Raw genomic sequence first — 26,435 nt, forward strand, 5'->3', positions numbered from 1 at the left:
GCGGCGGTAGGTTCGCGCCGCAGGTCAGACCAGGTCGCGCACCGCCGCGTACTGCTCGCGCACGACCGGCTTCGGGTCGGCCGCCAGCGTGGTCGCGATCGTCGTCGACCAGGCGGGGGGCGCGACGTCGTCCGACCCGCCCGAGGCCGCCAGCGTCCACGCCGCCTGACGGGCGGCGCCGTCGGCCACGTACTCGCCCGGCTCGGGGATGCCGATGGGGAGCCCGAAGACCTGCGGGGCGATCTGCTGCACGGCGGGGGACTGGGCCGCCCCGCCGATCAGCATCACGCGCTCCACCGAGACGCCCTGCGCCCGCAGCGCGTCGAGGCCGTCCGCGAGCCCGCACAGCATGCCCTCGATGTAGGCGCGGGCCAGGTGGGGGCGGGTCGACGTCGCCAGGCGGATGCCGTGCAGCGTGCCCGTCGCGTCGGGCCGGTTGGGCGTGCGCTCACCCTCCAGGTACGGCACGAGCACGAGGCCGTCCGAGCCGGGCGGGGCCTGCAGCGCGAGGTCGGCCAGCTCGTCGAAGTCGACGCCGAGCACCTCGCGGGCGGCGTCGAGCACGCGCGCCGCGTTGAGCGTGACGGCGAGCATGAGGGCGTTGCCGGTCGCGTCGGCGAAGCCGTTGATCGCGCCGGAACCGTCGGCGGTGCGCTTCGGGGCGACGGCCGAGACGACGCCCGACGTGCCGATCGAGATGGCGATGTCGCCCGGCGTCATGCCGAGCCCGATGGACGCGCCCGCGTTGTCGCCCGCGCCGGGCCCGATCAGGGCCCCGCCGTCGACCGCGGAACCCGCGACGTCCGGGTGTGCGACGGCGCCGGCCTCGGCCGCGCCCACGACGCGCGGCAGCACCACGTCGGTGCGGCCCAGGGCGCGTTCCAGCAGGTCGGGGCGGTACTCGCCGACGGCGGCGTCGTAGTACCCGGTGCCCGAGGCGTCCGAGCGGTCCGTGAACAGCTTGTCGAGCTGCGGCCCCAGGGGCGCCGTCGGGTCGCCTGCGGGGCCGTAGCCCGCGATGCGCCAGGACAGCCAGTCGTGGGGGAGCGCGACGGCGGCGACGCGCGCCGCGTTGTCCGGCTCGTTGTCGTGCAGCCAGCGCAGCTTGGTGACGGTGAGGGAGGCGACGAGCACGGAGCCGACGGCGTCGGCCCAGGCCTGGGCGCCCGTCGCGCGGTCGCCGTCGCCCAGCTCGGTGATCAGGGCCTCGGCCGACGGCGCGGAACGGGTGTCGTTCCAGAGCAGCGCCGGGCGGACGACGTTGCCGTCGGCGTCGAGCGTGACCATGCCGTGCTGCTGGCCGCCCACGGAGATCGCGGCGACGTCGGCCAAACCGCCCGCGGCGGCGGCTGCCTCCTGGAAGGCGTCCCACCAGTGCCGCGGGTCCACCTCCGTGCCGTCGGGGTGCTTGGCGGAACCGGTCCGGACCAGCGCGCCGGTCTCGGCGTCGCGCACGACGATCTTGCAGGACTGCGTGGACGTGTCCACACCGGCGACGAGGGGCATCGGTGCTCCAGGGGGTGGTTCGTGGGAAGAGGCGACAGACACGCTACCGCGCGCCGCACAGCACACGTTGAGTGCTGGCTATCTGTTGGTTTTCCCGGGTCAGGGCAACAAATAGCCAGCACTCAACGAGGGGTTGATCAGCCGATCAGGTGGTTCAGCGCGAGCTGGTGGAGGCGGACCAGGCCGTAGTCGCGCTCGGCCAGGGCGTCGACGTCGGGGTCGGCCTCGGCGAGGAAGGAGTCGAACGACTCGCCCTCGGCCAGCGTGGACTCGCCCAGCTCGAAGATCCCGGCGTGCTTGAAGGCGGCCTGGACCTCGGGGTCCTCGCGGTACTGCTTCGCCTTGGCGGCGAGCAGGTCGTAGGTCTTCATGTTGGCCGCGGCCGACTCCCACACGCCGTCGAGGTACTCGGTGCGCGAGGGCTTGTAGTCGAAGTGGCGCGGGCCCTCGTAGCGGGGGCCGCCGTTCGGGAAGCCGTTCTCCAGCAGGTCCACCGTGAAGAACGCGGAGAGCAGGTCGCCGTGACCGAACACGAGGTCCTGGTCGTACTTGGGCCCGTGCTGACCGTTCAGGTCGATGTGGAACAGCTTGCCGACGTGCAGCGCCAGGGCGATGCCGTGCGTGTAGTTCAGGCCGGCCATCTGCTCGTGGCCCACCTCGGGGTTGAGGCCCACGATGTCGGCGTTGTCGAGCGAGTCGATCAGCGCGATGGCGTGGCCGATCGTCGGCAGGAAGATGTCGCCGCGCGGCTCGTTGGGCTTGGGCTCCAGGGCGATCTTGAGCCCGTAGCCCTTCTCCTTGATGTACGAGGCGACGGTGTCGATGCCCTCGGCGTAGCGCGCGTGCGCGGCGTTGAGGTCCTTCGAGTTGTCGTACTCGGTGCCCTCGCGGCCACCCCACATGACGAACGTGGACGCGCCCATGTCGGCGGCCAGGTCCACGTTGCGCAGCACCTTGCGCAGGCCGAAGCGGCGCACGTCGCGGTTGTTGGAGGTGAACGCGCCGTCCTTGAAGACGGGGTGCGTGAACGTGTTGGTGGTGACCATCTCGCAGACCAGGCCGGTGTCGGCGGAGGCCTTCTTGACGGAGTCGATGTGCTTCTGGCGCTCGGCGTCGTCCGAGCCGAAGGGGTAGACGTCGTTGTCGTGGAACGTGAAGCCCCAGGCACCGAGGTCGGCGAGCTTGCGGACCGACTCGGCCGGGTCCAGCTCGGGGCGGGTCGCCGTGCCGAACGGGTCGGCGGCAGGCCAGCCGACGGTCCACAGGCCGAACGAGTACTTGATGTCGCTCACGGGGTCTCCTCATCGAGGGCGGCCCCGGCATGCGGCGCCGCATTTGTTGTACGGATGAACTATTACGCGAGGCTCGGCTACAGTCAAGGCGTGACCACCGCCGGGACCGCACACGAGACCACGACGCGGACGGGCTCCGCCGCGGCCCGCCAGCACTCCTTGCGCGAGCACAACCTGGAGCTCGTCGCCCGCGCCGTGTTCGAGGTGCCGGAACCACTCTCACGCGCGGGAGTGGCAGCCGCGACCGGTCTGGCCCGCGCCACGGTGTCCACGCTGGTGGACCAGCTCGTCGCCGCCCGGCTGGTGCGCGAGCTGCCCGCCGTGACCGGCGGGCGTGCGGGACGGCCCGCGGTCCCGCTCGTCCCGGCGCCGCGGTCCGTCGTGGGCCTCGGGCTCGAGGTGAACGTCGACTACCTCGGCGTGCGTGTGCTCGATCTCACCGGGGACGTCGTGGTCGACCGCGTGGTCCCCGGCGCGCTCCACGACAGCGACCCGGCCGTGGTGCTGCGGCAGCTCGGCGAGCTCGCCCGTGAGGTGTCCGACGGCGTCACCGCCGCCGGCATGACGGTCGCCGGCGCGCGGCTCGCCCTGCCCGGCCTGGTCGACCCGCGCACCGGCCTCCTGGAGGTCGCGCCCAACCTGGGTTGGTCCTCGCTCGACCCGGTCCCGCTGCTCGGCCTCGGCGAGCTGCCCGTCCGCATCGCCAACGAGGCCAAGCTCGCGGCGCTCGCGGAGCTCGCCGGCGGCTCCGACGTCGCGGCGCCGGACTCGTTCATCTTCGTCTCGGGCGACGTCGGCATCGGCGCCGCCATCGTCGTCGACCGGGCGCTCTTCCTGGGGGAGCGGGGCTGGAACGGCGAGATCGGGCACGTTGTCGTCGACCCCGCCGGGCCGCGCTGCTCCTGCGGCGCGTTCGGCTGCCTGGAGCAGTACGCCGGCAAGGAGGCGATGATGCGCGCGGCGGGCCTGCCGCCGGACGCGCCCCTCGCCGCGCTCGTCGCCCTGCTCACCGGGCAGGACGCCGCCGTGGGCGCCGGAACAGGCGGCGCAGCCCTGCCCGCCGGCCGGGCCCTCGGCTCGGCGCTCGCGGACTTCGTCAACCTGCTCGACGTGTCCACCATCGTGCTGGGCGGCGCCTACACCGAGCTGCTGCCGTGGCTCCGGGCCGACGTCGAGGCCGTGCTCGCCGACCGCGTGCTCGCGGCGCCGTTCGTGGACCTGGAGGTGCGGGCGGCCCAGGCCGGCCCGCAGGCCGCGCTCACGGGCGGCGCGCGCGAGGTGCTGCGCGCGGTGCTCGCGGACCCGGCGGCCTGGGTCTGACGCCGGCTACATCTCGTCGGGCGCGTCGATCGGGCCGAGCGTGATCGCCGGTGCGTCGGCGGGCTCCTCCAGCGTCTCGACGGGCTCGGCCTCGCGCCCCAGCAGCCGCGCGACGGCGCCGTCGAGCATCTCGGTGATGACCGTGACCAGGCCGTCCTCGTCCCGCGCCTCCAGGCGCTCGACGATCACCGCGTGCGCGTCGGCCGTGTCCTTGCGCACCACGTACTCGTCGCTCACGGAGAACGTGGCCATCCGCACCTCGACGATGAGCGTGGTCATCCAGCGGGTGAGCCACGGGTTGCCCGTCGCGGCGACGAGCGCCCAGTGCAGGTTCAGGTCGGCGCCCCCGACGCGGCGCGCGTCGCCCGTCCGGTTGGCGTCCACGAGCTCGTCGTGGGCGCGGCGCACGGTCGCCAGGGCGGCGTCGTCCCCCGACCGGACGAGCAGGCGCGCCGCGGTGATCTCCACCGACTTGCGCGCCTCGTAGAGGGCCGGGAGCCGCTCCCGGGAGATGGTCGCCACGCGCATGCCGCGCCCCGGTGTGGCGACCAGCAGACCCTCCTGGACCAGGCGCTGGGCGGCCTCCCGCAGGGGGCCGCGGCTCACGCCGAGCTGGGTCGCGACCTCGACCTCGCGGATCGGCGAGCCGACGGCGAGCACGCCCGCGTACACCGCGTTGCGCAGCTCGGTCTGGATCAGGTCGACGGTCGAGGGACGCGTCACACGCGAGAAGGACGGCGCGGTCGCCAGGGAGGCCCGTGGCGGGTGGGACATCAGTGCTCCTTCCGTGAGCGCAACGTCGATGACGACCATCATCGCCGCTGCGCGGACATCTGGGTGGCCACGGCGGTAGCAGGGGTGGCGCCGGCCGGGTGAACTTGCAGATTGTAGACAATCCTAATGTCGAACGCTAGATTGTCTGAACGTCGTCAGCCCGCTACGGTGGCGAGTCGTCCGTGAACTCCAGCCCACCCGGCCTTTGCCAAATCTGTCGGGTGGCGTGAAGGGAACCATGTCTAGATCAAGCGTCCGCCCGCTCCGCCGAGCCGTCCTCGCCGCAGGGTCCGTACTCACCCTGGTCGCGCTGGGCGCGTGCACGTCGACAGCCCCGGAGGATGCCGGTGGCGCCCTGCAGCAGCTCCAGGACGACGGCGCCATCACCGTGGCGTTCAACGGCGAGGAGCCGTACTCCTACGAGGACGGCGGCGAGCTGACCGGAGCCACCATCAAGCTGAACGAGGCGATCTTCGGCGAGCTCGGCATCGACACCGTCGACGGCGTGCAGACGGAGTGGAACTCGCTCATCCCCGGCCTGACCGCGGGCCGGTACGACGCCGTGAGCGCGGGGATGTCGATCCTCCCCGAGCGTTGCTCGGAGGCCATCTTCTCCGAGCCCGAGATCATGTACACGACGGCGTTCCTGACGCCGAAGGGCAACCCCGACGGCCTGACGGACATGCAGTCCGCCAAGGACGCCGGCGTGAAGCTCGCCGTGCTCAGCGGCGCCATCGAGGAGGGTTACACCAAGTCCCTCGGGATCGAGACCGTCAAGGTCGGCTCGCCGCAGGACGCGCTCGACGCGGTCACCTCGGGCCGCGCCGACGCGTCGGCGCTGACCGCCATCTCGCTCAACGCGTTGGTGGCCCGTTCGAACGCCGACGTCGAGGTCACCGACTCCTTCGTCGCGGTGATCGACGGCGTGCCGCAGATCGGTGCGGGCGCCACGGTCTTCCCGAAGGGGGAGGAGGACCTCCGCGACGCCTACAACGAGAAGCTCGCCGAGATCGTCTCCGACGAGGACCGCTGGCTGGAGATCGCAGGCCCGTTCGGCTTCACCGCCGCCGAGCGTCCCGTCGAGGGCCTGACCGCCGACAAGCTCTGTGAGGGCGACCTCGAGTCGCTGGCCAAGGACCTGGCCCCGGAGCTCGGCCTGGACGGCTGACCCGGCACGTGTCCGACAACATGCAAGAACTCGTCGATCTGCTCCCGCAGCTCGGCGAAGGAATTCTCGTCACTCTCGAGCTCACGATCGCCGGTGCGGCACTCGCGCTGATCATCGCGTTCATCCTGGGGCTGGGCTCTCGGGCCCGGACCAGCTGGGCGCGGGTGCCGTCCCGGGTGGTCGTGGAGTTCTTCCGCGGCACCTCGCTCGTGGTGCAGATCTTCTGGCTGTACTACGTGCTGCCGCTCCCGCCGTTCTACGTGGAGCTCGACCCGCTGGCCTGCGGCATCCTCGCGCTCGGCCTCAACTACGGCGCCTATGCCGCCGAGGTGGTGCGCGGCTCGATCAACTCCGTGCCCACCGGTCAGTGGGAGGCGGCCACGGCGCTCGACCTGGGTGGTGTGCACCGGCTGCGCCGTGTGATCCTGCCGCAGGCCTGGCCGCTGATGATGCCCATGTTCACCAACCTGCTGATCCAGCTCGTCAAGGGTTCGGCCCTGGCGGCCTACATCACGCTGCACGACCTCAACTTCTTCATCGGGGAGCTGCGCAAGGGCACGACGGACACGGTCTTCGCCTACACGGTGGGCCTGCTGCTCTACTTCGTGTTCGCCTACGCGCTGACGCTGATCATGAACGCGCTCGAGGCCCGCGCCAAGAACAAGGTCGGTCAGGGACCGTCGCTGCGCGAGATCCTGCGTCTGACCCCCGCGAGGACCGCAGGGACGGAGGTGCGCTCATGAACGACTTCTGGAGCTGGGACCACGCCGCCGCGGTGTTCCCCGACCTGATCAAGGGCCTGGGCATCACGGTCCTGGCGACCGTCGTGGGCATGATCATCGCCGCGGTCCTGGGGCTCGTGGTCGCCGTCGTGCGCCGGTCCCGCGTCCGCGCCGTCACGATGCCGGTGGGTTTCCTGGTCGAGTTCATCCGGTCGACGCCGCTGCTGGTGCAGCTCGTGTTCGCCAACCTGATGTTCACGCAGTTCCCGTCGCTCGCCGTCGGCTGCGTGGTGCTCGGCATCCACTACGCCACGTACATGTCGGAGGTCTACCGGGCCGGCATCGACGCGGTGCCGGGTGGCCAGTGGGAGGCGGCGGTCGCCCTCGACCTGCCGAGGAGCCGCACCTGGCGTGCGGTGATCCTGCCGCAGGCGATCCGGAACACGCTGCCCGGCCTGGGGAACTACGCGATCTCGATGTTCAAGGAGACGCCGTTCCTGGCCTTCATCTACGTGGTCGAGATGTACGCCGCCGCCCAGGCCTACGGCGGCGCGAACTTCCGCTACATCGAGGCGATCACGCTGGCCGGCCTGCTCTTCCTGCTGGTGAGCTACCCGACCTCGCTGCTCGTCCGCCGAATGGAGAACCGCCTTGCCTGACAACGACCTCACCCCTGCCATCGAGTTCCAGGGCGTGGGCAAGCGCTTCGGGGACAACGTGGTGCTCGACGGCCTGGACTTCACGGTCGCCAAGGGCGACCGGGTCACGCTGATCGGACCGTCGGGCTCCGGCAAGACCACGATCCTGCGCCTGCTCATGACGCTGGAGGAGGCGAACGACGGCCTGATCCTCGTGGACGGGCAGCCGTACACGCACGAGATCCGTGGCGGCAGGCGCGTCGCGATCTCGGAGAAGCGGCGCAGCCTGGTGCGGCGCCGCGTCGGGATGGTGTTCCAGCAGTTCAACCTGTTCCCGAACATGTCGGTGCTGGAGAACATCATCGAGGCGCCCGTCCACGTGCTCGGCATCTCCCGCGCCCAGGCGGTCGCCCGGGCCGAGGACCTGCTGGACAAGGTGGGGCTGGCCGACAAGCGCGACGCCCGGTGCACCCAGCTCTCCGGCGGGCAGCAGCAGCGGGTCGCCATCGCGCGGGCCCTGGCCATGGAGCCGGAGATCCTGCTCCTGGACGAGGTGACCTCCGCGCTGGACCCGGAGCTCGTCGCCGACGTGCTGGGGGTGCTCCGGAACATCGCCGAGACCACGGACATCACCATGCTGATCGTGACGCACGAGATGCAGTTCGCCCGGGAGGTCTCCAACCGGGTGCTGATGTTCGACGGCGGCAAGATCATCGAGGAGGCCGACCCGGAGACGATCTTCACGTCGCCGGAGAACGAGCGGACCCAGGAGTTCCTCCGCGCGGTCCTCTGACGAACCACCCGCCTGACTCGCCACCCCGCTGACTCGCCACCTCTGGTGGGCCGAGTCAGCGGGGTGGTCCGACCGGACGACTGACTCGGCGCGGTGCGCGTCGCGAGTCAGTCGTTCGGTCGTCTCCCGGCCGGTTTAGACTCCCGCGCCCACGCCGCCGAGCGTGCCCACGAGCACGGCCAGCTCCGGCACCTGCTCCGCCTCCTGCAGCGCCTCGTGCAGCGCGCGGTCGTGCGTGGGGCGCGCGGCGAGCAGCAGCTTCTCGCCGGCCGCGGTGAGCTCGGTGTAGATGCCGCGGCGGTCGTCCTGGCACAGGACGCGCGTGAGCAGCGCGCGGTCCTCCAGGCGGTTGACCAGGCGCGTCGTGGCGCTCGGCGAGAGCGCGGTCGCGCGGCCGAGCTGCTGCATGCGCATGTGCCAGCCGTCCTGCCGGGACAGCGCGTCCAGCACCGTGTACTCCACGACGGACAGGCCGTGCTCGGCCTGCAGCGCGCGTTCGAGCGCGGTGTCGATCATGCCGTGCAGTGCGGCGAGCGTTCGCCAGCCCTGGGCACGGATCTCGACGGCGTCGTCGGCGATTCCCATGGGCCCTCCTCGTCGGGCGTGATTCCGGTCTCCAACTATAGCGCTTGTGCAACTAGTGCGCGCGTGCAACTATCTAGGAGGCGCGTGCAACTAAACGCGTCCGCCAGGTGTCCGCGTACGCACAGCGGGCACTGTTCGGAGAACAGCTAGGAGCCCTCATGTCATGCCCCGTCGAGACCCGCGCCACCGCGGCTGCCTCCACCGCAGAGACCCCCGCCGCAGAGACCCCCGCCGTCGCGCTGCCGAACGCCGCCCACGCGGGCGCGACCATGCCGCAGGTCGGGTTCGGCGTCTTCCAGGTGCCCGACGCCGAGACCACCCGCGCCGTCGGCCACGCGCTCGAGGCCGGCTACCGGAGCGTCGACACCGCCGCCGTCTACGGCAACGAGGCGGGTGTGGGCCGCGCCCTCGCGGAGTCCGGGCTGGCCCGCGACGACCTGTTCGTCACCAGCAAGCTGTGGACCGACTCGATGGCGCGCGACGCCGTCCGACCCGCGCTGGAGCGCAGCCTGGAGCTGCTCGGCCTCGACGCCCTCGACCTGTACCTGATCCACTGGCCCGCGCCGGGCCGCGGGCAGTACGTCACCGCCTGGGAGGGCCTGATCGAGGCGCGCGAGGCCGGTCTGGTCCGCGAGATCGGCGTCTCCAACTTCCAGCCCGCGCACCTGGACGCGCTCGTCGCGGCCACCGGCGTGCGTCCCGTCGTCAACCAGGTGGAGCTGCACCCGGCCCTCCAGCAGCGCGAGCTGCGCGCCCACCACGCGGGTCTCGGCATCGTCACCGAGGCGTGGAGCCCGCTCGCGCAGGGCGCCGTGCTCGACGCCGCCCCCGTGACCGACGCCGCCCGGGCGCACGGCGTCTCCGCCGCGCAGGTGGTGCTGCGCTGGCACCTGCAGCACGGCACCGTCGTGATCCCCAAGTCGGTCACGCCGGCCCGCATCGCGTCGAACCTCGACGTGCTCGGGTTCGAGCTCACCGCCGAGCAGGTCGCGGCGATCGACGCCCTGGACCGGGACGGCCGCACCGGCCCGCACCCGGACCGCTTCGACGGCTGACGACCCCCCGCCGGCACGAGCCGGCCACCCCGCACCACCCGCACCTCAAGGAGCACTGTCATGCCTGTCGCCCTCTGGGCCCTCGCCATCGGGGGTTTCGGGATCGGCCTCACCGAGTTCGTGATCATGGGCCTGCTGCCCGAGGTCTCGGCCGACTTCGGCGTCACCGAGACCGTCGCCGGATACCTCATCTCCGGCTACGCGCTGTCCGTCGCGGTCGGCGCGGTCGCCCTCACGGCGGCCCTCACCAAGGTGGACCGCAAGAAGGCCCTGCTCGGCCTGATGATCCTGTTCATCGCGGGCAACCTGGTGTCCGCGATCGCGCCCACCTACGAGCTGATGATGCTCGGCCGGGTCGTCGCGGCGCTGTGCCACGGCGCGTTCTTCGGCATCGGCGCGGTCGTCGCGGCCGACCTGGTCGCCCGCGAGCGGCGCGCCGCCGCCATCTCGATCATGTTCGCCGGCCTGACCGTCGCCAACGTGCTCGGCGTGCCCTTCGGCACCCTGCTCGGCCAGGCCGCCGGCTGGCGCTCGACCTTCTGGGCGATCACCGGCATCGGCGTGCTCGCCTTCGTGGGCATCGCGCTCCTGGTCCCGGCCCGGGTCGGGGTGCCGGACGGCGTCGCGGGGCCGAGCGGGCAGCCCGGCCCCGGCCTGCGCGGCGAGCTCGCGGCCTTCCGCGCCCCGCAGGTGTGGCTGTCCATCGCCGTGACGGTGCTCGGCTACGGCGGCATGTTCGGCGCCTTCACCTACATCGCGTTCACGCTCACCGAGGTCAGCGGGTTCGCGAGCTCGACGGTGCCGTGGCTGCTGATCCTGTTCGGGGCGGGCCTGTTCGTGGGCAACCTCGTGGGCGGCAAGGCCGCGGACAAGAACCTCGGGGCCACCCTGCTCACCCTGCTGGTGCTGCTCACCGTGGTCCTGACGGTCTTCGCGCTGACCGCCACCAGCCAGGTCGCGACCATGATCAGCCTGGTGCTGATGGGCGCCGTCGGCTTCGCGACCGTGCCGGGGCTGCAGATGCGGGTCATGCGGCACGCGTCGGCCGCGCCCACGCTCGCCTCGGGCGCGAACATCGCGGCGTTCAACGTCGGGAACGCGCTGGGCGCATGGGTGGGCGGGCTGACGCTCGCCGCCGGGCTCGGCTACACGTCGCCGCTGTGGGCGGGTGCCGTCGTGACCCTCGCCGGGCTGGCGGTCATGGTGGTGGCCGCGCTGGTCCGGGGCGGGGAGCGCGGCGAGCGCGCGGCGGCACGCCGCGAGGCCGTGGGCGAGGAGCGCCCGGCGGTACCCGCCGGGCAGCTCGTCGAGTAGGTGCGCCTGGGCAGACTCGAACTGCCGACACCCGCTTTAGGAGAGCGGTGCTCTATCCACTGAGCTACAGGCGCCCGCGTCTCTCCGGGAGGAGATGCGCGTGCGGCGGCCGGGTGAAGCCCGGACCGCGCCACACAGCCTACCGGCCGCCCGGCCCGGCGCGCTAAGCGCCCGGGTCGGGCGTAGGTGTCAATTGCGCAACATAGGTGACAAACCTTGACCAATCCCTCTCCGACCCACAACGATGCTCAGCAACCCGGCGCGACGACGCGCCTGGTCCGCACGACGGCCGTGCGGGCGGAGAGGATCGACGATGTTCCTTCGACAGACCAGGTCCCGGGGCGTGGTGGCCCTGGCGGCGGCCACGGTCGCCGGCGTGCTGCTCGCCGGCTGTTCCGGTGGCGGTGGGAGCGCACCCACGACGTCCAACCCGTACGCGTCCGCGGAGGGCATGGACTCGGCCAACGCCCTCGTGGCCGAGTACCCGCGCGAGGAGACGCTCTTCACGAGCGGCACCCAGTGGGGCCCGCCCACGTCGTGGAACCCGATCCCCAGCTCCGGGCACGCCACCGGTGCGCGCGGCCTGCTCTACGAGCCGCTGTTCCAGTTCGACCCGATCACCCTCGAGCTGACGCCCTGGCTCGCCGAGGGCGGCGAGTGGACCGGCGACAAGACCTATGAGCTCACGCTCCGCGAGGGCCTGACCTGGCAGGACGGCGAGACGCTCGACGCCGACGACGTCGTCTTCACCACCGAGCTCGGCAAGGTCGACGCCGTGCCGTACAGCAACCTGTGGACCTGGCTCGACAAGGTCGAGGCGACCAGCCCCACCACGGTGAAGTTCACGTTCTCCGACCCCCGCTACCAGGAGTGGGACAACTGGCTCTACAGCACGATGGTCGTCCCGGAGCACATCATGGGCGACTGGTCGGACGAGGAGCTGCTGTCCAACCCGAACGAGGACCCGATCGGCTCGGGCGCGTTCAAGTTCTCCGCCGTCGCCCAGGACCGCATGGTCTGGGAGCGCAACGACGACTGGTGGGCCCGCGGCGAGCTCGGCCTCGAGATGCCGATGAAGTACATCGTCGACGTCGTGAACACCTCCAACGAGGTGGCGCTCGGCCTGATGCTGTCCGGCGGCCTCGACCTGAGCAACAACTTCCTGCCCGGCGTCAACCAGCTCGTCGACACCGGCCAGGTCAGCACGTACTACGAGGGTGAGCCGTACATGCTGGCGGCGGCGTCGGCCAACCTGATCCCGAACCAGACGCGCCCGCCGATGGACGACGTCGACTTCCGGCAGGCCCTGGCGCGCTCGATCGACGTGGACAAGATCGTGACGAACGCCTACGGCGGCCTCGTGGCGAAGGCGCACCCGTCGGGCCTGGTGCCGGCGTTCGAGGAGTACTACGACGAGGACGTCGTGGCCGAGTACGGCTTCACCTTCGACGCGGACGAGGCCAAGTCGATCCTGGCCGACGCCGGCTACGAGGACACCGACGGTGACGGGTTCGTCGAGACGCCGGACGGCGAGGCGATCGACCTGAAGCTGATCGTCCCCGCGGGCTGGACCGACTGGATGGAGGCCGCGCGCGTCATCGCGGAGGACGCCTCCGCCGTCGGCATCAAGGTGACCGCCGACTTCCCCGACGCGGGCGCCGTCGACGACGCGCGGGCCACCGGCGACTTCGACCTGGTCATCAACGGCAACGCGGGCGTGAGCAACACGCCGTGGACCTACTACAACTACGCGTTCTACCAGCCGATCCAGGAGCAGATGCTGGCGGGCAACTTCGGCCGCTACGAGGACAAGGAGGCGTGGGACCTCGTCGAGGACCTCTCGCGCACCGAGAGCGGCACGCCCGAGTTCTCCGAGACGCTGTCGAAGGTCCAGGAGAAGTTCATGACCGACCTGCCGGCGATCCCGCTCTGGTACAACGGCGCGTGGGCGCAGTACAACGAGTCGCAGTGGACCAACTGGCCCAAGGAGGGCCGCGAGGACGCGTACTTCCCGATCATGTGGAACGGGTACGTGCAGATGGGTGGCATCAACACGCTGCTCGCCCTCGAGCCGGCCTCCTGACGTATGCGCGGCTATCTCGCTCGCAAGACCGTGATCTACGGCCTGACGTTCGTCGTCGCGGTCACGCTGAACTGGCTGATCCCCCGGCTCATGCCGGGGGATCCGGTCCAGCGGATGGTGGCGCGCGCCGCCGTCCAGCACCCCGAGACGATCGCGGCCATGACCGCGTACTACGAGCGGACGTTCGGGCTCGACCTGCCGCTCTGGCAGCAGTACCTGAACTACTGGGCCGCGCTGTTCCGCGGTGACCTGGGCACGAGCGTGTGGCTGTTCCCCGCGCCCGTGAGCCAGGTGGTGCTCGACGCGGTGCCCTACACGCTGGGCATCATGATCCCCGCGATCCTGTTGAGCTTCGTGATCGGCAACACCGTGGGGGCCATGGCGGCGCGCAGCCGGTGGCTCGACAACGTGGCCCTGCCCGTCGGCTACCTGATCACGGCGATGCCGTACATGTGGCTGGCGATCCTGCTCGCGTGGGGCCTCGGCGTCGCGCTCGGCTGGTTCCCCGTGGCGGGCGGCTACGACTTCGGGATGGTGCCGCAGTGGTCGTGGGCGTTCGCCGGCGACCTGCTGCAGCACTGGGTGCTGCCGTTCCTGTCGCTGTTCCTCGTGTCGCTGGGCGGCTGGGCGATCGGCATGCGCAACCTGATCATCTACGAGCTCGAGTCCGACTACGCGAACTACCTGTCCGCGCTCGGCGCGCCCAAGCGGCTCGTGCGGCAGTACGCGTTCCGCAACGCGATGCTGCCGCAGATCACGGGCCTGGCGCTGCAGCTCGGCACCATCCTGGGCGGTGCCCTGGTGACCGAGATCGTGTTCGCCTACCCGGGCCTGGGCAAGCTCGTGCTGTCCGCCATCCAGAACCAGGACTTCTTCCTGCTGCAGGGCACCCTGCTGTTCGTGGTGATCGGCGTGCTCCTGGCCAACTTCGTGATCGACATCGTCTACGTGCTGGTGGACCCCCGCACGCGGACCGGACTGACGGGGGCCACCGCATGAGCCGGAGGGGCAGAGGAGCGTGGGGGCCGAGGAACGAGGCACCCGCGCGGAACGGAGCCGCAGGCTCATGCGGAAGGAGCGGAGTATGACGGCGACACAACCGGCCGCGGCACCGGGGACCGAGGCGGCCGAACCGCCCGGGGCGACCCCGGCGCCGTCGGCCGCCCGCAAGCCCGGGGGAGACGCACGCGAGACGCTGTACTTCGCGCTGCGCAACCCCAAGGTCGTGATCGGCTCGGTGGTGGTGCTCGCGTTCCTGCTGCTGGGGCTGCTCGGGCCGCTGTTCCTCAAGTTCGCGCCGATGGACTACGCGGGGCCGCCCATGGCCCCGCCGTCCACGGACTTCCCGTTCGGCACGACGACGTTCGGGCAGGACGTCTTCGCGCAGTTCGTCGCCGGCCTGCGGTCCACGTTCCTCGTGGGCCTGCTGGGCGGCGGGGTGGCCGCCGTCATCGGGATGACCATCGGGTTCGTCGCGGGCTACCGCGGCGGCCTGATCGACGAGCTGCTGAACATGCTGACCAACGTGGTGCTGGTGATCCCCGGCTTCGTGGTGCTCATCATCATCAACGCCTACCTGGGCGTGCGCAGCGTGCCGATGCAGGCGCTGTACATCGGCGTCTTCAGCTGGCCGTGGGTGGCCCGCGCGGTGCGGGCGCAGACCCTGTCGCTGCGCTCGCGGGACTTCATCGACCTGGCGCGGCTGTCCGGCGTGGGGGTGGGCACGATCCTGCGGCGCGAGGTGGCGCCCAACATGTACTCCTACCTGTTCATGACGTTCGTGCTGCTGTTCGGCGGGTCCATCCTGACGGCGGCGTCGCTCGACTTCATCGGGCTCGGACCCACCAACGCCATGTCGCTCGGCCTGATGATGAACCAGGCCGTGCAGTGGAGCGCGCTCCATCTGGGGCTGTGGTGGTGGTTCATCCCGCCGGGGCTGGGGATCACGCTCATCGTGGGCTCGCTCTACATCATGAACGTGGGCCTCGACGAGGTCTTCAACCCCAAGCTGCGGGAGATGTGATGACCCTTTCCGTGACCGACCTGAGGGTCCACTACCGCACCCTGCGCGGCCCCGTGAAGGCCCTCGACGGCGTCAGCTTCGAGGTGGCCGACGGCGAGATCATGGGCATCGCCGGCGAGTCCGGCTGCGGCAAGACGACGCTCGGCAAGGCTCTGATCCGCCTCGACACCCGCATGGAGCACGTGGGCGGCACCGTCGCCCTCGACGGGGAGAAGCTCCCCATCGCCGACGACGGCGCGATGCGCCGCCACCGCTACCGCGAGGTGTCCCTCATCCCGCAGTACGCGATGTCGGCGATGAACCCGACCCGCAAGATCGGCCGGATGATCCGTGACCTCCTCGCGGCGCACAACGTGCGCTACGCGGAGGTGCTGCCGGAGCTCGAGCGGCGTCTGGAGCTCGTCGGCCTCGACACCGACGTGCTGAAGCGGTACCCGATCGAGCTGTCCGGCGGCATGAAGCAGCGCGTGGTGCTCGTGCTGTCCACGCTGCTCAACCCGTCGCTGCTCATCGGCGACGAGGTGACGTCCGCGCTCGACGTGTCCTCGCAGAAGGCCGTCGCCCGGGCGCTCGTCGAGTTCCGCGACCACGGGTTCGTCCGGTCCATGATCGTGATCACGCACGACATCTCCGTGCTGTTCCAGGTCGCCGACACGATCCTGGTGATGTACGCCGGGCACCTCGCCGAGAAGGCGCCGGCCCGGACGATCATCGACGAGCCCCTGCACCCGTACACGAAGATGCTCATCGGGGCGCTGCCCAAGGTGGGCGACCGGTACGAGGAGCAGCGGCTGGAGGGCATCGAGGGGCGGCCGCCGTCGCTCCTCGACCCGCCGACCGGCTGCCGGTTCCGCGACCGCTGCCCGCTGGCGCACGACCGGTGCGCCGAGGCCCCGCCCTTCCGCGAGGTCGCCGAGGGGCACCAGGTCGCGTGCTGGGCGGTGAGCTGATGCTGACGCTCGACGCGCTCGACAAGGTCTACAAGACCGGCACCTTCGGCACCTCCGACCTGCACGCCGTGCGGCACGTCAGCCTCGACGTGCAGCGGGGCGAGGTGGTCTCGCTCATCGGGGAGTCCGGCAGCGGCAAGTCGACCATCGGCAAGATGGTGCTCCACCTGCTCGACTCCACGGGCGGCAGCATCACGTTCGACGGCCGCGACGTCACCCGGCTCGGGTACCGGGGCCGTCGCGACTACTACCGCAAGGTCCAGGGCGTGTTCCAGGACCCGTTCAGCTCGTTCAACCCGATCTTCAAGGTGGACCGGACGTTCGAGACGCTGCGGCGCTCGTACTTCCCCCGGGTGTCCGGCGCTGCCTGGCGGGAGAAGCTGGAGGAGGCCCTGGGGGCTGTCACGCTCGAACCCGGCGACATCCTCGGCAAGTTCCCGCACCAGCTCTCCGGCGGGCAGCTCCAGCGGCTCCTCATCGCGCGGGCCCTGCTGCTCGACATCGAGCTGCTCGTGGCCGACGAGATCATCTCGATGCTCGACGCGTCGACCCGCATCGACGTGCTCAACCTGCTGGGCGAGCTCAAGTCGCGTGGCCTCGGGATCCTGTTCGTCACGCACGACCTCTCGCTCGGCAACTACGTCTCCGACCGGGTGGTCATCCTCTACAAGGGGCGCGTCGTGGAGCGCGGCGTCACCAGCGCCGTCTTCGACGACCCGCTGCACCCCTACACGCGCGACCTGCTGGCCTCGGTGCCGCACCTGGACCGCACGTGGGAGGAGGTCGAGGCCGAGGAGTCGCAGCGCAGCGCGCGCCTGGCCGGGCGGTGCCTTTACCACGAGGCGCTCGCGGCCCAGGGGCGGTCGCTGGGCGACGAGGCCGAGGCGGGCTCGGCGAGCGGCACGGCCGACGACCTCGGGCTGGTCGAGCACGCGCCCGGCCACTTCGTGGGGTGCTTCCGCAAGGCGGCGGACGAGGAGTGCCCGGCGGGATGACCCGGACGCCTCGCTAGCCCCGGACCAGGACCGGTACACCCGGGTCGAGGCCGGCGAGGCGCTCGAAGTCCCCGCTCGCCAGCCGGATGCAGCCGTTGCTGACCGACTGGCCCTGACCCTCGCCCACGTGCAGCGCGGTGGCGGCGTAGTCGGTGCCGTAGAAGCCGTCGAGGGACTCGCTCTGCATCGACAGGAACACCGACATCCCGGTGTTCACCGCCTCCGTGACGGTGAAGACCTGGGTGAGGCCGCGCGGCGTCGGCGTCTCGGCCGCGCCGACGCCCGCCGGGAGCACGTCCCGGGAGCCGTCGTCGTGCGTGACGGTCACGGTGCGGTCCGACAGGTCGACCACCACCGAGCGCCGCTCCTTCTCCAGCACGACGTCGCCCCCGCGCAGCCAGCCCGAGACGCCGTTGACCCGGTCCGGGTCGTCCGACGGGAGCGCTCCGCGCCCGTAAGGGACGAGCACCTTGACCCAGCCCGGCTCGCGCTCCAGCACGAGCCAGCGGGCGTCGGCGTCGTAGTAGTCGGCCTCCAGGGCGAGCACCGGCGCCTCCGTCACGTCGGGCGCCGCCCAGACCGGGATCCGGGCCTTCCTCGGCTCGGCGACCGAACCCGGCAGCCCCTTGAGCGTGTCCAGCTTGGTCACGGGCAGCTCGGCCGGGAGCAGCCCGTCGATGTCCGGCCGGGGCAGGGCGGCGAGCGAGTAGCCGGCGGGCTTCGGCGTCGGCTCAGGCGTGGGGCTGGCGGACGGCGACGGGCTCGCCGACGGCGCGGCCTCGGCCGGGTCGATGCCGGCCCGCAGCCCGAACCAGGCCGCCGTGCCGACGAGCGCGGCCACCACGACCCCGGCCACCCAGATCCAGGCCCTCTGCGACATGCGTTGTCTCCCCGTGCGTCCGTGCCACCCGCCTGGTCCAGGCGGCGTGCCCATCGTGCCCCGTGCGAGCCGCGCACGCAGCCGAGCCGTCGACGATACCGGGTTGTCACAGTTGTCCGATATCTTCGTGCCCGCCCGCATCGCCGTCCGAACTGTTGTTCGGCTCCGCCGCGGGATCCAGTCCGACAGGCACCTGACGAAGGAGAGATCACCGTGGCCCCCGCCGACCGGGCGTTCCCCGTCACGACCGTTCCCACGCGCCGTTCCCGCAACCTGGTGCTCACGGGCGCGGTGTCCGTCGCCCTCATCTCGACCGGGTCCGCGTACCTGGCGATGGTCCAGTTCGGCATCGACGTGCTCGCCATGAGCCAGGGCACCGCCTACGCGACCGCCGGCGTCTTCGAGCTCTCGCTGGTGACCGTCGCCCTCCTGGCCCGCGAGGCCGCCCGCGACAACCGGCCCGGCGGCACCCTGCTCGCCCTGACCTGGGCACTCTCGTCCGCCTCCGGCGTCTTCGCCGCCTGGCACGAGGCCTACATCGGCCACCCCGTGGGCGCCGTCGTGTTCCGGTTCGTCGTGCCCCTGCTCGCCGCGCTCATGTGGCACCTCGCCCTCATCGGCGACCGGCACCTGGCCACCGGCACGTCCTGGTCCGCGCTGCGGCAGTCCGCCCGCATGCACGCCCTGTTCCTCACCACCGAGGACCTGTTCCGGGCACAGAGCCTGAACGACGGGTCGCGCACCGCCCGCCGTCGGCTCGCCCGCGCCGAGGCCGGCCGCCGTCGGGCCCGCTCCGTGGCGCTGCGCACCGTGCCGCCCACCGAGATGCGGGCGCAGGTCGCCGCCTGGTGCGAGGCGCTCGCGGCCGTGGGCGACGGGACCGCCGACGTCGCCCGCCTGCACCTGGCCGACCGGCAGCGGCTGACCGGCATTCTCGTCGACGAGCCGGTGGACGGCCGTGCCGGTGGCGCGAGTTCCGAGGTCGGGGTGCTCGACTACGAGCGCTGGGCCGCGGACGCGGTGGCCGCCGAGTTCGCCGGGGAGCCCCGCGGCGACGTCGAGCCGGAGGCTGTTCCTGGTGCGGGCGCCTGGGACGGTGCTGGTGCTGGTGCCGGTGCCGGTGCTGGTGCTGGTGCTGGTGCTGGTGCCGGCGTCCAGGACGGTGCGGAGCGCCGGCCTGCCTACGCCAATCTGGCGGCACCGCGCGACGAGGTGCGGGAGCGCGCCCCGCAGCCGGACGGGATCTTCGACCAGGCGGCGACCGACGGCGACGACGCCGGCCGGGCCGCTGCGGAGGCGCCCGTGGAGCCCGCCGAGGCCGCGGCCCGCGCCACGGCCAACGTCCGGGACGGGATTCCCCGCCGTCGGGCGCCGCGTCGGAACACCCAGCTCGGCACGCAGGACGCCGAGCGCATGATCGACCTGCGGACCAAGGGCCGCACGTACCGCGAGATCGCGGAGGAGGTCGGCGTCAGCCGGTCGACGGTGGGCAAGCGCATGCGCGAGTTCACGGAGACGGGCTCGATCCCGATCGTGAAGGCCCGCTGAGCTCGCGGCGGCGCCGTCGGCCCGGCGTCGTCCGAGCAGCCGGCGTCGCCCGGGCTGCCGGTGTCGCCCTGGCTGCCCAGGTGATCACCTTTGAGGCCCGGGTTTCTTGTCTTTGGAGCCGTCCAAAGACAAGAAACCCGGGCCTCAAAGGGGAGTGGGGACAGGCCGGTTCGCTAGTCCGTGGCCTGGGCGTGTGCCACGTTGCCCAGGGACCGCCAGACCAGCGCGAGGGTGATCCCGGCGCCGGCGCACGCGAACCACCACGGGGCGACGAGGCCCCAGTGCTCGGCGATGAGGCCGCCGATACCCTGCCCGAGGACGAGACCGCCGAACACGCAGATCATGTTGATGGAGGCGACGCGGCCCTGGAACGCCTTGGGCACCGCGCGCTGCCGCACCGTGGTGGACAGCGTGCCCCAGACGAAGGCGTAGACGCCGAACTCGAACATGATGACGATCGCGACCCAGCCCGTGGTGGTCAGTGCGAACGCCCCGTGGGTGAGCACCTCCAGCGTCAGGCAGACGCGGATGAGCGTCGCCAGGTTCACGTGCCGCTCCAGCCAGCCGTACGAGAGGACGCCGACGACGCCGCCCACCGCGCTCGCCGTGGTGAGCAGGCCGTAGCCGACCTCACTCATGTGCAGGTGGTCCAGCGAGTACTTCACGAGCACGCCCCACGGGGCGGCCCAGGTGATGTTGAAGACCAGGATGACGATGCACAGCGTGCGCACGGGCGGGTTGCCCCAGACCCAGCGCAGGCCCTCGGCGATGTCCTTGCGGACGTGGGTGTCGGCGTCGCGCACGTTGACGAACGACACGCCGGGCAGGGCCGTGATGCGGGAGACGAGCACGATCGCCAGGGCCGCGCAGACCACCTGGATCGCGAACGGCCAGACCATGCCCGCGGCGAAGAAGAACGCGCCCAGCGGCGGGCCGATGAGCTGGTTCGCGCCGAGGAACCCGGCCTGCATGCGCTGGTTGCCCGCGCCGAGGTCGGCGGGCGCCACGAGGGTGGGCAGGAGCGTCTGCTGGGTGGTGTCCGCGAAGACCTCGGCGGTGCCGTAGAGGAACATCGCGGCGAGCACCATGCCGATGCTCACGGTGCCGGTCCCGATGAAGACGCACAGGACGGCGATGACCAGGGCTCGGAACGCGTTGGCGACGATGACGACCCGGCGCCGGTCCAGCCGGTCGGCCAGCGCCCCGGCCCAGAGGCCGAACAGGAGCCACGGCAGCCGCTGGAGCATCGCGGCGAGGGCGACGAGGAAGGCGGAGTCGGTCTGTGACGCGACCAGCAGGGGTCCGGCGGCGAGCGCGATGCCGTCGCCGATGTTGCTGGTCCACGACGCCGAGACGAGCCAGCGGAACGGCCGGCCCAGCCGGCGGGGGAAGACTGCCTCGACGAGTGCGCTCACAAACGTTCGAGTCTAGGAGGCGCCGTCCAGGCTTTTTTCCGGGTCCGACCGAAGGGCCCCGGAACGGCGATATGTCGCGGTTGAGAGGGCCCTGAGCGAGGCGAAAACTTGCACCTCGACAACGTTCTTGTGACCTGTTTGCCGCAACCTGGACGATCGTCCGAGTCGGTGTTGACGTCCGCCTGGAACAGGTGCAGACTCTCACAAGACGGTGCGCATCGCCCGCCCCCTGCGCGGTGCGCACCGTCATTACCCCGGTGGACTTCGGTCCACCTGCTGAGCCCCTTCGGACCCCCTGCCGGAGGGGCTTTTGCATGCCCGGCGCCACCTCCGCACCACCCCGCAGAACGGGTCGGACACACAGGTCACCCGGGTGACTTCTGGGTCTGACACGCCGCGGACGGCGGGGGCGCGGCGTGTCGCGCGGCGTGGCGTCCGGCCCTTGCGGACACCGCGCGGTTAGTTTGCTGGGGTGAACGCTGCACGCCGCCAGACCGCAGCCGCTCCCGAGATCTCGGTCGACCTGTCCGAGGAGCTCTCGGCCGCGCTGAAGGACGAGAACGTGGACCCAGCCGCTGAGCTGGCCGCGTCGGAGGCCCCGGGGTCCACGCCGGACGCCGTCCGGGACCCCATGGCCGAGTCGGTCGCGCAGTGGCGCGCCGGGCTCGTCCGGCTCGCCGGGGGATCCTCCCTGGCCGACGTCGGACTTCTCGGCGAGGCCGTGATCGACCTGTCGGCCGCCCATCCGTCGGGTGTCGCCCAGCTCTTCGCGGGCCGGCCCACCCGGCTGTCCAACCTCGTGCGCGAGGCCGGCGCGCTGCCGACCGCCCGCCGTCGGGCCCGGGCCGTCGCCGCGCGCTCCGCGGAGCACGCGCAGCGCTACGGGGTCTCGCCCACCTACCTCGCGATCGGCGTCGCGACCTGGACGGAGCGGCCCACCGCGGGCGGTGGCACGAACGCCGCCTCGGACGACATGGAGGCCCTGACCCGGGTGCTCGGCCCGTCGTCGGCGAGCTCGGCGGCCTCCGCCGCCGAGCCGGGCGGGGACTCGGCCGACAGCCCGGCCGACGCGCCGGCCCTGACCGGGTCCGTGCCGATCGTGACGCTGGCGATGCCCGCGGGCGGCGCCCCGGCGTCGGACGAGGACGACCAGGAGCCGCGCGTGGTGCGCGCGCCCGTGATCCTGCGGCCGGTCATGCTGACGCCGCGGAGCGACGGCGAGGGCGACTACGACATCACGCTCGACCCCACGGCCGAGATCAACCCCGTGGTGGCGCGTACGCTGCGCGCGCACGGCGCCCTGCTCGACCCGGTCGCGCTGGCCAAGGCGACGTTCACCCTCGCGGGCTTCAACCCGACCGACGTGCTGGACCGGGTCGCGAGCCTGGGCTCCGCGGTGCTGGGCGAGTTCCGGCTCGACCGGCGGGTGCTCGTGGGCACCTTCGTGCACCCCGGCCAGGTGCTCGTCGACGACCTCGACGAGCTCGCGCCCAGCCTGGGCGACCACGAGGTGGTCTCGGCGCTCGGCGGCGTGGACGCATCGGTGACCAAGCTCGGCAAGGTGGAGCTCCCCGAGCCGCGCGTGGGCGACGCCGACCCGGCGCACGAGCGCGGCGTCGGCGACCTGGACCCGCACCAGCGGCACGTCGTCGACGCGCTCGCGACGGGCAGCCACCTGTTCGTGGACGCGCCCGTCGGGTCGGACGTCGCGGGCACCCTGTCCGCCGTCGTCGCCGAGGCGAACGCGAGCGGCCGGTCCGTGCTGTATGTGCCGGGGCACCGGCGGGCCGCCGACGCGCTGGCCGCCCGGCTGGACATGCTCGGCCTGGGCGGGCTGCTGCTGGACATCGCGCCCGTGCCGACCTGGCGCACCTCGACGTCGCGCCGTCTGCTGGAGGCGATGGCGCCCGCGCAGGAGCGCATCGACACGGACGAGGTCGCGCGCGTCCGGGACGCCCTGATCGGGTCGCGGGCGCAGCTCTCCGGCTACATCGGGGCGCTGCACCGGGTGCGCGAGCCGTGGCGGGTCTCGGCCTACGACGCCCTGCAGGCGCTGGCCCGGCTCACGTCCGAGCGGCCCGCGCCGGCCACGCGCGTGCGGCTCGGCTCGGAGTCGGTGCTGGCCCTGGGCGCGGAGCGGCGCACCGAGCTCGCGGCCGACCTCGAACGGGCGGCCGAGCTGGGGGCGTTCACGCTCAGGTCGACGTCGAGCCCCTGGTTCGGCGCGCACATCCTGACCGACGACGACGCGCGCTCCGCGCTCGCCCGCGTGACCCGCCTGGGCGAGCACACGCTGCCGGAGCTGCGCAAGCAGATCGAGTACGTCTCGAAGGTGACGGGCCTGGTCGAGGCCTCGACGGCCCGGCAGTGGGGCGAGCAGCTCGCGATGCTCGGCGGCATGCGGGGCACGCTCGACGTGTTCCAGCCGATGGTCTTCGAGCGTACGGCGGCCGACATGGTGCAGGCCACGGCGTCGCGCAAGCAGCGCGCCGACCAGGGCGCCGAGATGGGCTGGCTGGAGCGGCGCAGGCTGAAGCGGCGCGCCCGCGAGATGGTGCGACCAGGCGTGCGCGTGCCGGACATGCACGCCGCGCTCGTCGAGGTGCAGCGGCAGCGCGAGGTCTGGCAGGCGCAGTGCCCGCGCGGCGGCTGGCCCACCCTTCCCGAGGGGCTAGCGGGCGTCGAGGAGACCTACGAGGCGGTGCGCATCGACCTCGAGGCGCTCGAACCCGTGCTGCGGTCCTCGCAGGCGGGCGGCGAGCTGCTCGACCTCGACCTGTTCGCCCTGGTCCAGCGGCTCGCCTCGCTGTCCGAGACGCAGGACGCCCTGGCCCCGCTCCCCGAGCGGACGGCGGTGCTGCGGCGCCTGCGCGCGTCCGGCCTCGGCGAGCTGGTCGACGACCTCGGTGAGCGCCGGGTCGAGGCCGACCTGGTGGGCCCGGAGCTGGAGCTGACGTGGTGGTCGTCCGTGTTCGAGCAGATCCTGGCCGTGGAGCCGGACCTCGCCGGGCAGGACGGCGCCGGGCTGGACGCCCTCGCGGGGCGGTTCCGCGAGCTCGACCGGCGGCACGTCGACTCGCTGTCGGCGCCCGTGCGGGCGGCGGTGCGGGCGCACCTCGGCGCGGCGATGCGCGACGAGCGGGAGGACGCCGAGGGCCTGTACGCGACGCTGGTCGGCGGCGGCCTGAGCTCCATGCGTGACCTGGTGACCGGGCACGGCTCGACCGTGCGGCGGCTGCGGCCCACCTGGGTGTCGACGCCGACGATGGTGCCGCACCTGCTTCCCCCCGAGCGCAGCGCCGACCTGGTGATCCTCGACGCGGTGCAGCACGTGCCGGTCGAGGTCGTCGTCCCCGCGCTGGCGCGTGGCCGGCAGATCGTCGTGGTCGGCGACCCGCGGTCGGCGTCGGGCACCGCGGTGCGCGACCTCGCGCGGCTGCTGCCTCGCGTGACGCTGCAGCCGGAGCCCGCCCGGCGGGACCCGCGGCTCACGGCCCTGCTGGCCGAGCACGGGTACGAGGGGATCATGCGGCCGGCGCCGCTGCCGCGCACCGAGGCCCTGGTGCACTTCTCGCTCGTGGACGGGACCGGCATGCCCGACCCGGTCTCCGGCACCGTCGAGTCGACGAGCGCCGAGGTGGAGCGGGTGGTCGACCTGGCGATCGAGCACGCGATGACCCGGCCCGAGGAGACCTTCGGCATCGTGACCGTCACGGCCGCGCACGCCGACCGCATCCGGGAGCGGCTGCTCGCCGAGGTCCGTGCCAACCCGGCGCTGGCGCCGTTCTTCGCGGGCTCGCGCCCCGAGCCCGTGGTGGTCGCCGACGTCACCGGCGTGGCCGGCCTGGCACGGGACACGATCGTGCTCACCCTCGGTTTCGGGCGGACGCCGCACGGGCGCGTGCTGCACCGGTTCGGCGTGCTGGGCGAGGCCGGCGGCGATGCGATGCTGCTCGGTTCGCTGGGAGCGGCGCGCAAGCGGCTGCACGTCGTGTCGTGCTTCCCGGCCTCCGACCTGGACGCCGAGCGGCTGCGCGGCCCCGGGCCCCAGATGCTGGCGCGGGTGCTGTCGTTCGCCCAGGAGCGCTCCGGCCTCGCCGACCAGGTGGAGATCGGCAACGGCGTGGACGTGGCGCGGTCCGTGGACCGGCTGGTCGTGGACCTGGGGGAGCGGCTGTGGCGCTCGGGCCTCGTGGTCGAGACCGACTACGGCCTGCCCGGCGGCGACCGCATCCCGCTCGCCGTCGGACACCCCGACCTGCCGGGCGAGCTGCTGGTGGCGGTCCTGACCGACGACGCCGCCTACGTGGCCGAGCCGTCGATCCGCGTGCGCGACCGGCAGCTCGCCGAGCGGCTCGAACGGCTGGGCTGGGTGGTGGCGCAGGTGTGGTCCGCGGCCGCGTTCCTGGACCCGGACGCGGAGGGCGAGCGGCTGCGCCGAGTGGTGCTCGCGGTCCGGGACGCCCGGGTAGGCCTGTCCGGGGGCGTGCCGCCGGCCGCGGAGCTGATAGTCCCGCAGGTCCTGGACGACTAACGCCGCTGCTCGGCGACCCGTTGAGTGCTGGGTATTCGCGCTCTCGGAACGTTTCGACAGCGCAAATACCCAGCACTCAACGGGGCGGGCGGGGCGTAGGCGAGAATGGTGCGGTGAGCGAGTCCGAGAAACGAACTGCAGAGCCCGCACCGGCCGGCGCGACGGCCCGGCGGCGCGGGCCTCGGCGGGCCGTGCGGCGCGGGACCGAGCGGGAGGCCGTGCTCGGGGTGAGCGCCGACGAGCGTCCGGCCGGCTGGGGCGACGGGGCCGACGGCGGTCCCGGCTCGTCCGACGGCGGCGGGCACGGATCGAACGACGACCAGCTCCGCCGCGACGTCCCGCCGCACTGGGGCTGACGCGCGGGACGCGTCGTGCGGGCGGGTCAGTTGGAGCTGTTGTCCGACCGCGCGCCCGACGAAGCGCCGGCCTGGACGCGGAGCAGGTCGCGGATCTCGGTGAGCAGCACGACCTCCTCGGCGAGGGCCTCCTCGACGACCTCCTCCTCCGCGGGCTTGCGCAGGGACTTCAGCTTGTTGATCGGGAGGACGACCAGGAAGTAGATCGCCGCGGCGACGATCAGGAAGTTCAGGACTGCCTGGAGAAAGTCGCCGATGCTGAAGTTGGCATTGTTGATCGTGAAGTGGCCGACGCCGGAGATGTTCGGCTGTCCGAAGACGGCCGCGATCAGCGGGTTGATGATGCCGTTGAGCAGGCCGGACACGACCGCCGTGAACGCTGTGCCGATCGCGATACCGACCGCAAGGTCGATCACGTTGCCGCGAGCGATGAAGTCTTTGAAGCCGTTGAGCAGGTTGCGCATGGGATCCCCCTGGGTGTCTC

Annotated in this window: 22 protein-coding genes and 1 tRNA gene; 15 read left to right on the top strand and 8 right to left on the bottom strand. The window is 72.2% G+C overall.

The window, feature by feature from the left end; all coding sequences use genetic code 11:
- Positions 1-24: 24 nt before the first annotated feature.
- Positions 25-1,506: a xylulokinase gene (xylB, locus tag ACFV9Q_RS20475; RefSeq protein ID WP_377235913.1), complete on the bottom strand. Its 1,482-nt coding sequence runs from the start codon at positions 1,504-1,506 to the stop codon at positions 25-27.
- Positions 1,507-1,643: 137 nt separating this feature from the next.
- Entirely contained in the window at positions 1,644-2,798 is a 1,155-nt protein-coding gene (xylA, locus tag ACFV9Q_RS20480; protein WP_377235914.1) for a xylose isomerase, read from the bottom strand.
- Between the two features lie 90 nt (positions 2,799-2,888).
- On the opposite strand from xylA, the gene ACFV9Q_RS20485 reads away from it, so the two are divergent.
- The gene (locus tag ACFV9Q_RS20485) at positions 2,889-4,118 is read left to right on the top strand and encodes an ROK family protein (RefSeq protein ID WP_377235915.1); all 1,230 of its coding nucleotides are present in this window, start codon (positions 2,889-2,891) and stop codon (positions 4,116-4,118) included.
- A gap of 6 nt (positions 4,119-4,124) precedes the next feature.
- Here the strand turns inward: ACFV9Q_RS20485 and ACFV9Q_RS20490 are convergent, their stop codons facing one another.
- Positions 4,125-4,892: a GntR family transcriptional regulator gene (locus ACFV9Q_RS20490; protein ID WP_377235916.1), complete on the bottom strand. Its 768-nt coding sequence runs from the start codon at positions 4,890-4,892 to the stop codon at positions 4,125-4,127.
- 238 nt (positions 4,893-5,130) lie between these two features.
- Between ACFV9Q_RS20490 and ACFV9Q_RS20495 the strand changes: the two genes are divergently transcribed.
- The 4 genes from ACFV9Q_RS20495 to ehuA are packed head-to-tail and all read left to right on the top strand — an operon-like array spanning position 5,131 to position 8,213.
- On the top strand, positions 5,131-6,060 hold the full coding sequence (locus ACFV9Q_RS20495; RefSeq protein WP_377235917.1) for a transporter substrate-binding domain-containing protein: 930 nt from the start codon (positions 5,131-5,133) through the stop codon (positions 6,058-6,060).
- Between the two features lie 20 nt (positions 6,061-6,080).
- Positions 6,081-6,803, top strand: a complete 723-nt coding sequence (gene ehuC, locus ACFV9Q_RS20500) for an ectoine/hydroxyectoine ABC transporter permease subunit EhuC (protein WP_377235918.1) — start codon at positions 6,081-6,083, stop codon at positions 6,801-6,803.
- Positions 6,800-7,441 (top strand): ectoine/hydroxyectoine ABC transporter permease subunit EhuD, encoded by a 642-nt coding sequence (ehuD, locus tag ACFV9Q_RS20505; protein ID WP_377235919.1) that lies wholly within the window; start codon positions 6,800-6,802, stop codon positions 7,439-7,441. Before ehuC ends, ehuD begins: the two co-directional genes overlap by 4 nt.
- Positions 7,434-8,213 carry an ectoine/hydroxyectoine ABC transporter ATP-binding protein EhuA gene (ehuA, locus tag ACFV9Q_RS20510; protein WP_377230017.1) on the top strand — a complete coding sequence of 260 codons (780 nt, stop codon included), beginning with the start codon at positions 7,434-7,436 and terminating at the stop codon, positions 8,211-8,213. Before ehuD ends, ehuA begins: the two co-directional genes overlap by 8 nt.
- Positions 8,214-8,348: 135 nt before the next feature.
- Here the strand turns inward: ehuA and ACFV9Q_RS20515 are convergent, their stop codons facing one another.
- Positions 8,349-8,798: a MarR family winged helix-turn-helix transcriptional regulator gene (locus ACFV9Q_RS20515; RefSeq protein ID WP_377235920.1), complete on the bottom strand. Its 450-nt coding sequence runs from the start codon at positions 8,796-8,798 to the stop codon at positions 8,349-8,351.
- 158 nt (positions 8,799-8,956) lie between these two features.
- On the opposite strand from ACFV9Q_RS20515, the gene ACFV9Q_RS20520 reads away from it, so the two are divergent.
- Both ACFV9Q_RS20520 and ACFV9Q_RS20525 read left to right on the top strand, forming a co-directional pair.
- Positions 8,957-9,853: an aldo/keto reductase gene (locus ACFV9Q_RS20520; RefSeq protein WP_377235921.1), complete on the top strand. Its 897-nt coding sequence runs from the start codon at positions 8,957-8,959 to the stop codon at positions 9,851-9,853.
- Between the two features lie 60 nt (positions 9,854-9,913).
- Positions 9,914-11,167 carry an MFS transporter gene (locus ACFV9Q_RS20525; protein ID WP_377235922.1) on the top strand — a complete coding sequence of 418 codons (1,254 nt, stop codon included), beginning with the start codon at positions 9,914-9,916 and terminating at the stop codon, positions 11,165-11,167.
- 1 nt (position 11,168) lies between these two features.
- Here ACFV9Q_RS20525 and ACFV9Q_RS20530 read toward each other — a convergent pair.
- A tRNA-Arg gene (locus ACFV9Q_RS20530) sits at positions 11,169-11,241 on the bottom strand.
- 239 nt (positions 11,242-11,480) lie between these two features.
- On the opposite strand from ACFV9Q_RS20530, the gene ACFV9Q_RS20535 reads away from it, so the two are divergent.
- From ACFV9Q_RS20535 to ACFV9Q_RS20555, 5 genes are all read left to right on the top strand, one after another.
- Entirely contained in the window at positions 11,481-13,250 is a 1,770-nt protein-coding gene (locus tag ACFV9Q_RS20535) for an ABC transporter substrate-binding protein (RefSeq protein ID WP_377235923.1), read from the top strand.
- Between the two features lie 3 nt (positions 13,251-13,253).
- Positions 13,254-14,249 carry an ABC transporter permease gene (locus tag ACFV9Q_RS20540; protein ID WP_377235924.1) on the top strand — a complete coding sequence of 332 codons (996 nt, stop codon included), beginning with the start codon at positions 13,254-13,256 and terminating at the stop codon, positions 14,247-14,249.
- 85 nt (positions 14,250-14,334) lie between these two features.
- Positions 14,335-15,273 carry an ABC transporter permease gene (locus tag ACFV9Q_RS20545; protein ID WP_377235925.1) on the top strand — a complete coding sequence of 313 codons (939 nt, stop codon included), beginning with the start codon at positions 14,335-14,337 and terminating at the stop codon, positions 15,271-15,273.
- Positions 15,273-16,223 (top strand): ABC transporter ATP-binding protein, encoded by a 951-nt coding sequence (locus tag ACFV9Q_RS20550; protein ID WP_377235926.1) that lies wholly within the window; start codon positions 15,273-15,275, stop codon positions 16,221-16,223. Before ACFV9Q_RS20545 ends, ACFV9Q_RS20550 begins: the two co-directional genes overlap by 1 nt.
- A complete protein-coding gene (locus tag ACFV9Q_RS20555) occupies positions 16,223-17,218 on the top strand; it encodes an ABC transporter ATP-binding protein (protein WP_377235927.1) in 996 nt (331 codons plus the stop codon). The genes ACFV9Q_RS20550 and ACFV9Q_RS20555 overlap by 1 nt, the downstream gene beginning before the upstream one ends.
- A gap of 13 nt (positions 17,219-17,231) precedes the next feature.
- Here the strand turns inward: ACFV9Q_RS20555 and ACFV9Q_RS20560 are convergent, their stop codons facing one another.
- Positions 17,232-18,098, bottom strand: a complete 867-nt coding sequence (locus tag ACFV9Q_RS20560; RefSeq protein ID WP_377235928.1) for a L,D-transpeptidase — start codon at positions 18,096-18,098, stop codon at positions 17,232-17,234.
- Positions 18,099-18,311: 213 nt separating this feature from the next.
- Here ACFV9Q_RS20560 and ACFV9Q_RS20565 point away from each other — a divergent pair, with 213 nt between their 5' ends.
- Positions 18,312-19,646: a winged helix-turn-helix domain-containing protein gene (locus tag ACFV9Q_RS20565; protein WP_377235929.1), complete on the top strand. Its 1,335-nt coding sequence runs from the start codon at positions 18,312-18,314 to the stop codon at positions 19,644-19,646.
- Between the two features lie 173 nt (positions 19,647-19,819).
- On the opposite strand, the gene ACFV9Q_RS20570 is transcribed toward ACFV9Q_RS20565, so the two are convergent.
- Positions 19,820-21,061, bottom strand: a complete 1,242-nt coding sequence (locus ACFV9Q_RS20570) for an MFS transporter (RefSeq protein ID WP_377235930.1) — start codon at positions 21,059-21,061, stop codon at positions 19,820-19,822.
- A gap of 472 nt (positions 21,062-21,533) precedes the next feature.
- Here ACFV9Q_RS20570 and ACFV9Q_RS20575 point away from each other — a divergent pair, with 472 nt between their 5' ends.
- Together ACFV9Q_RS20575 and ACFV9Q_RS20580 are read left to right on the top strand one after the other, a co-directional pair.
- A complete protein-coding gene (locus ACFV9Q_RS20575; protein WP_377235931.1) occupies positions 21,534-25,595 on the top strand; it encodes a hypothetical protein in 4,062 nt (1,353 codons plus the stop codon).
- Between the two features lie 113 nt (positions 25,596-25,708).
- A complete protein-coding gene (locus tag ACFV9Q_RS20580) occupies positions 25,709-25,951 on the top strand; it encodes a hypothetical protein (protein ID WP_377235932.1) in 243 nt (80 codons plus the stop codon).
- 26 nt (positions 25,952-25,977) lie between these two features.
- Here the strand turns inward: ACFV9Q_RS20580 and mscL are convergent, their stop codons facing one another.
- The gene (gene mscL / locus ACFV9Q_RS20585; protein WP_377235933.1) at positions 25,978-26,415 is read right to left on the bottom strand and encodes a large conductance mechanosensitive channel protein MscL; all 438 of its coding nucleotides are present in this window, start codon (positions 26,413-26,415) and stop codon (positions 25,978-25,980) included.
- Positions 26,416-26,435 lie beyond the last annotated feature (20 nt).

This window comes from Promicromonospora sp. NPDC059942, assembly GCF_042731755.1.
GTDB lineage: Bacteria > Actinomycetota > Actinomycetes > Actinomycetales > Cellulomonadaceae > Promicromonospora.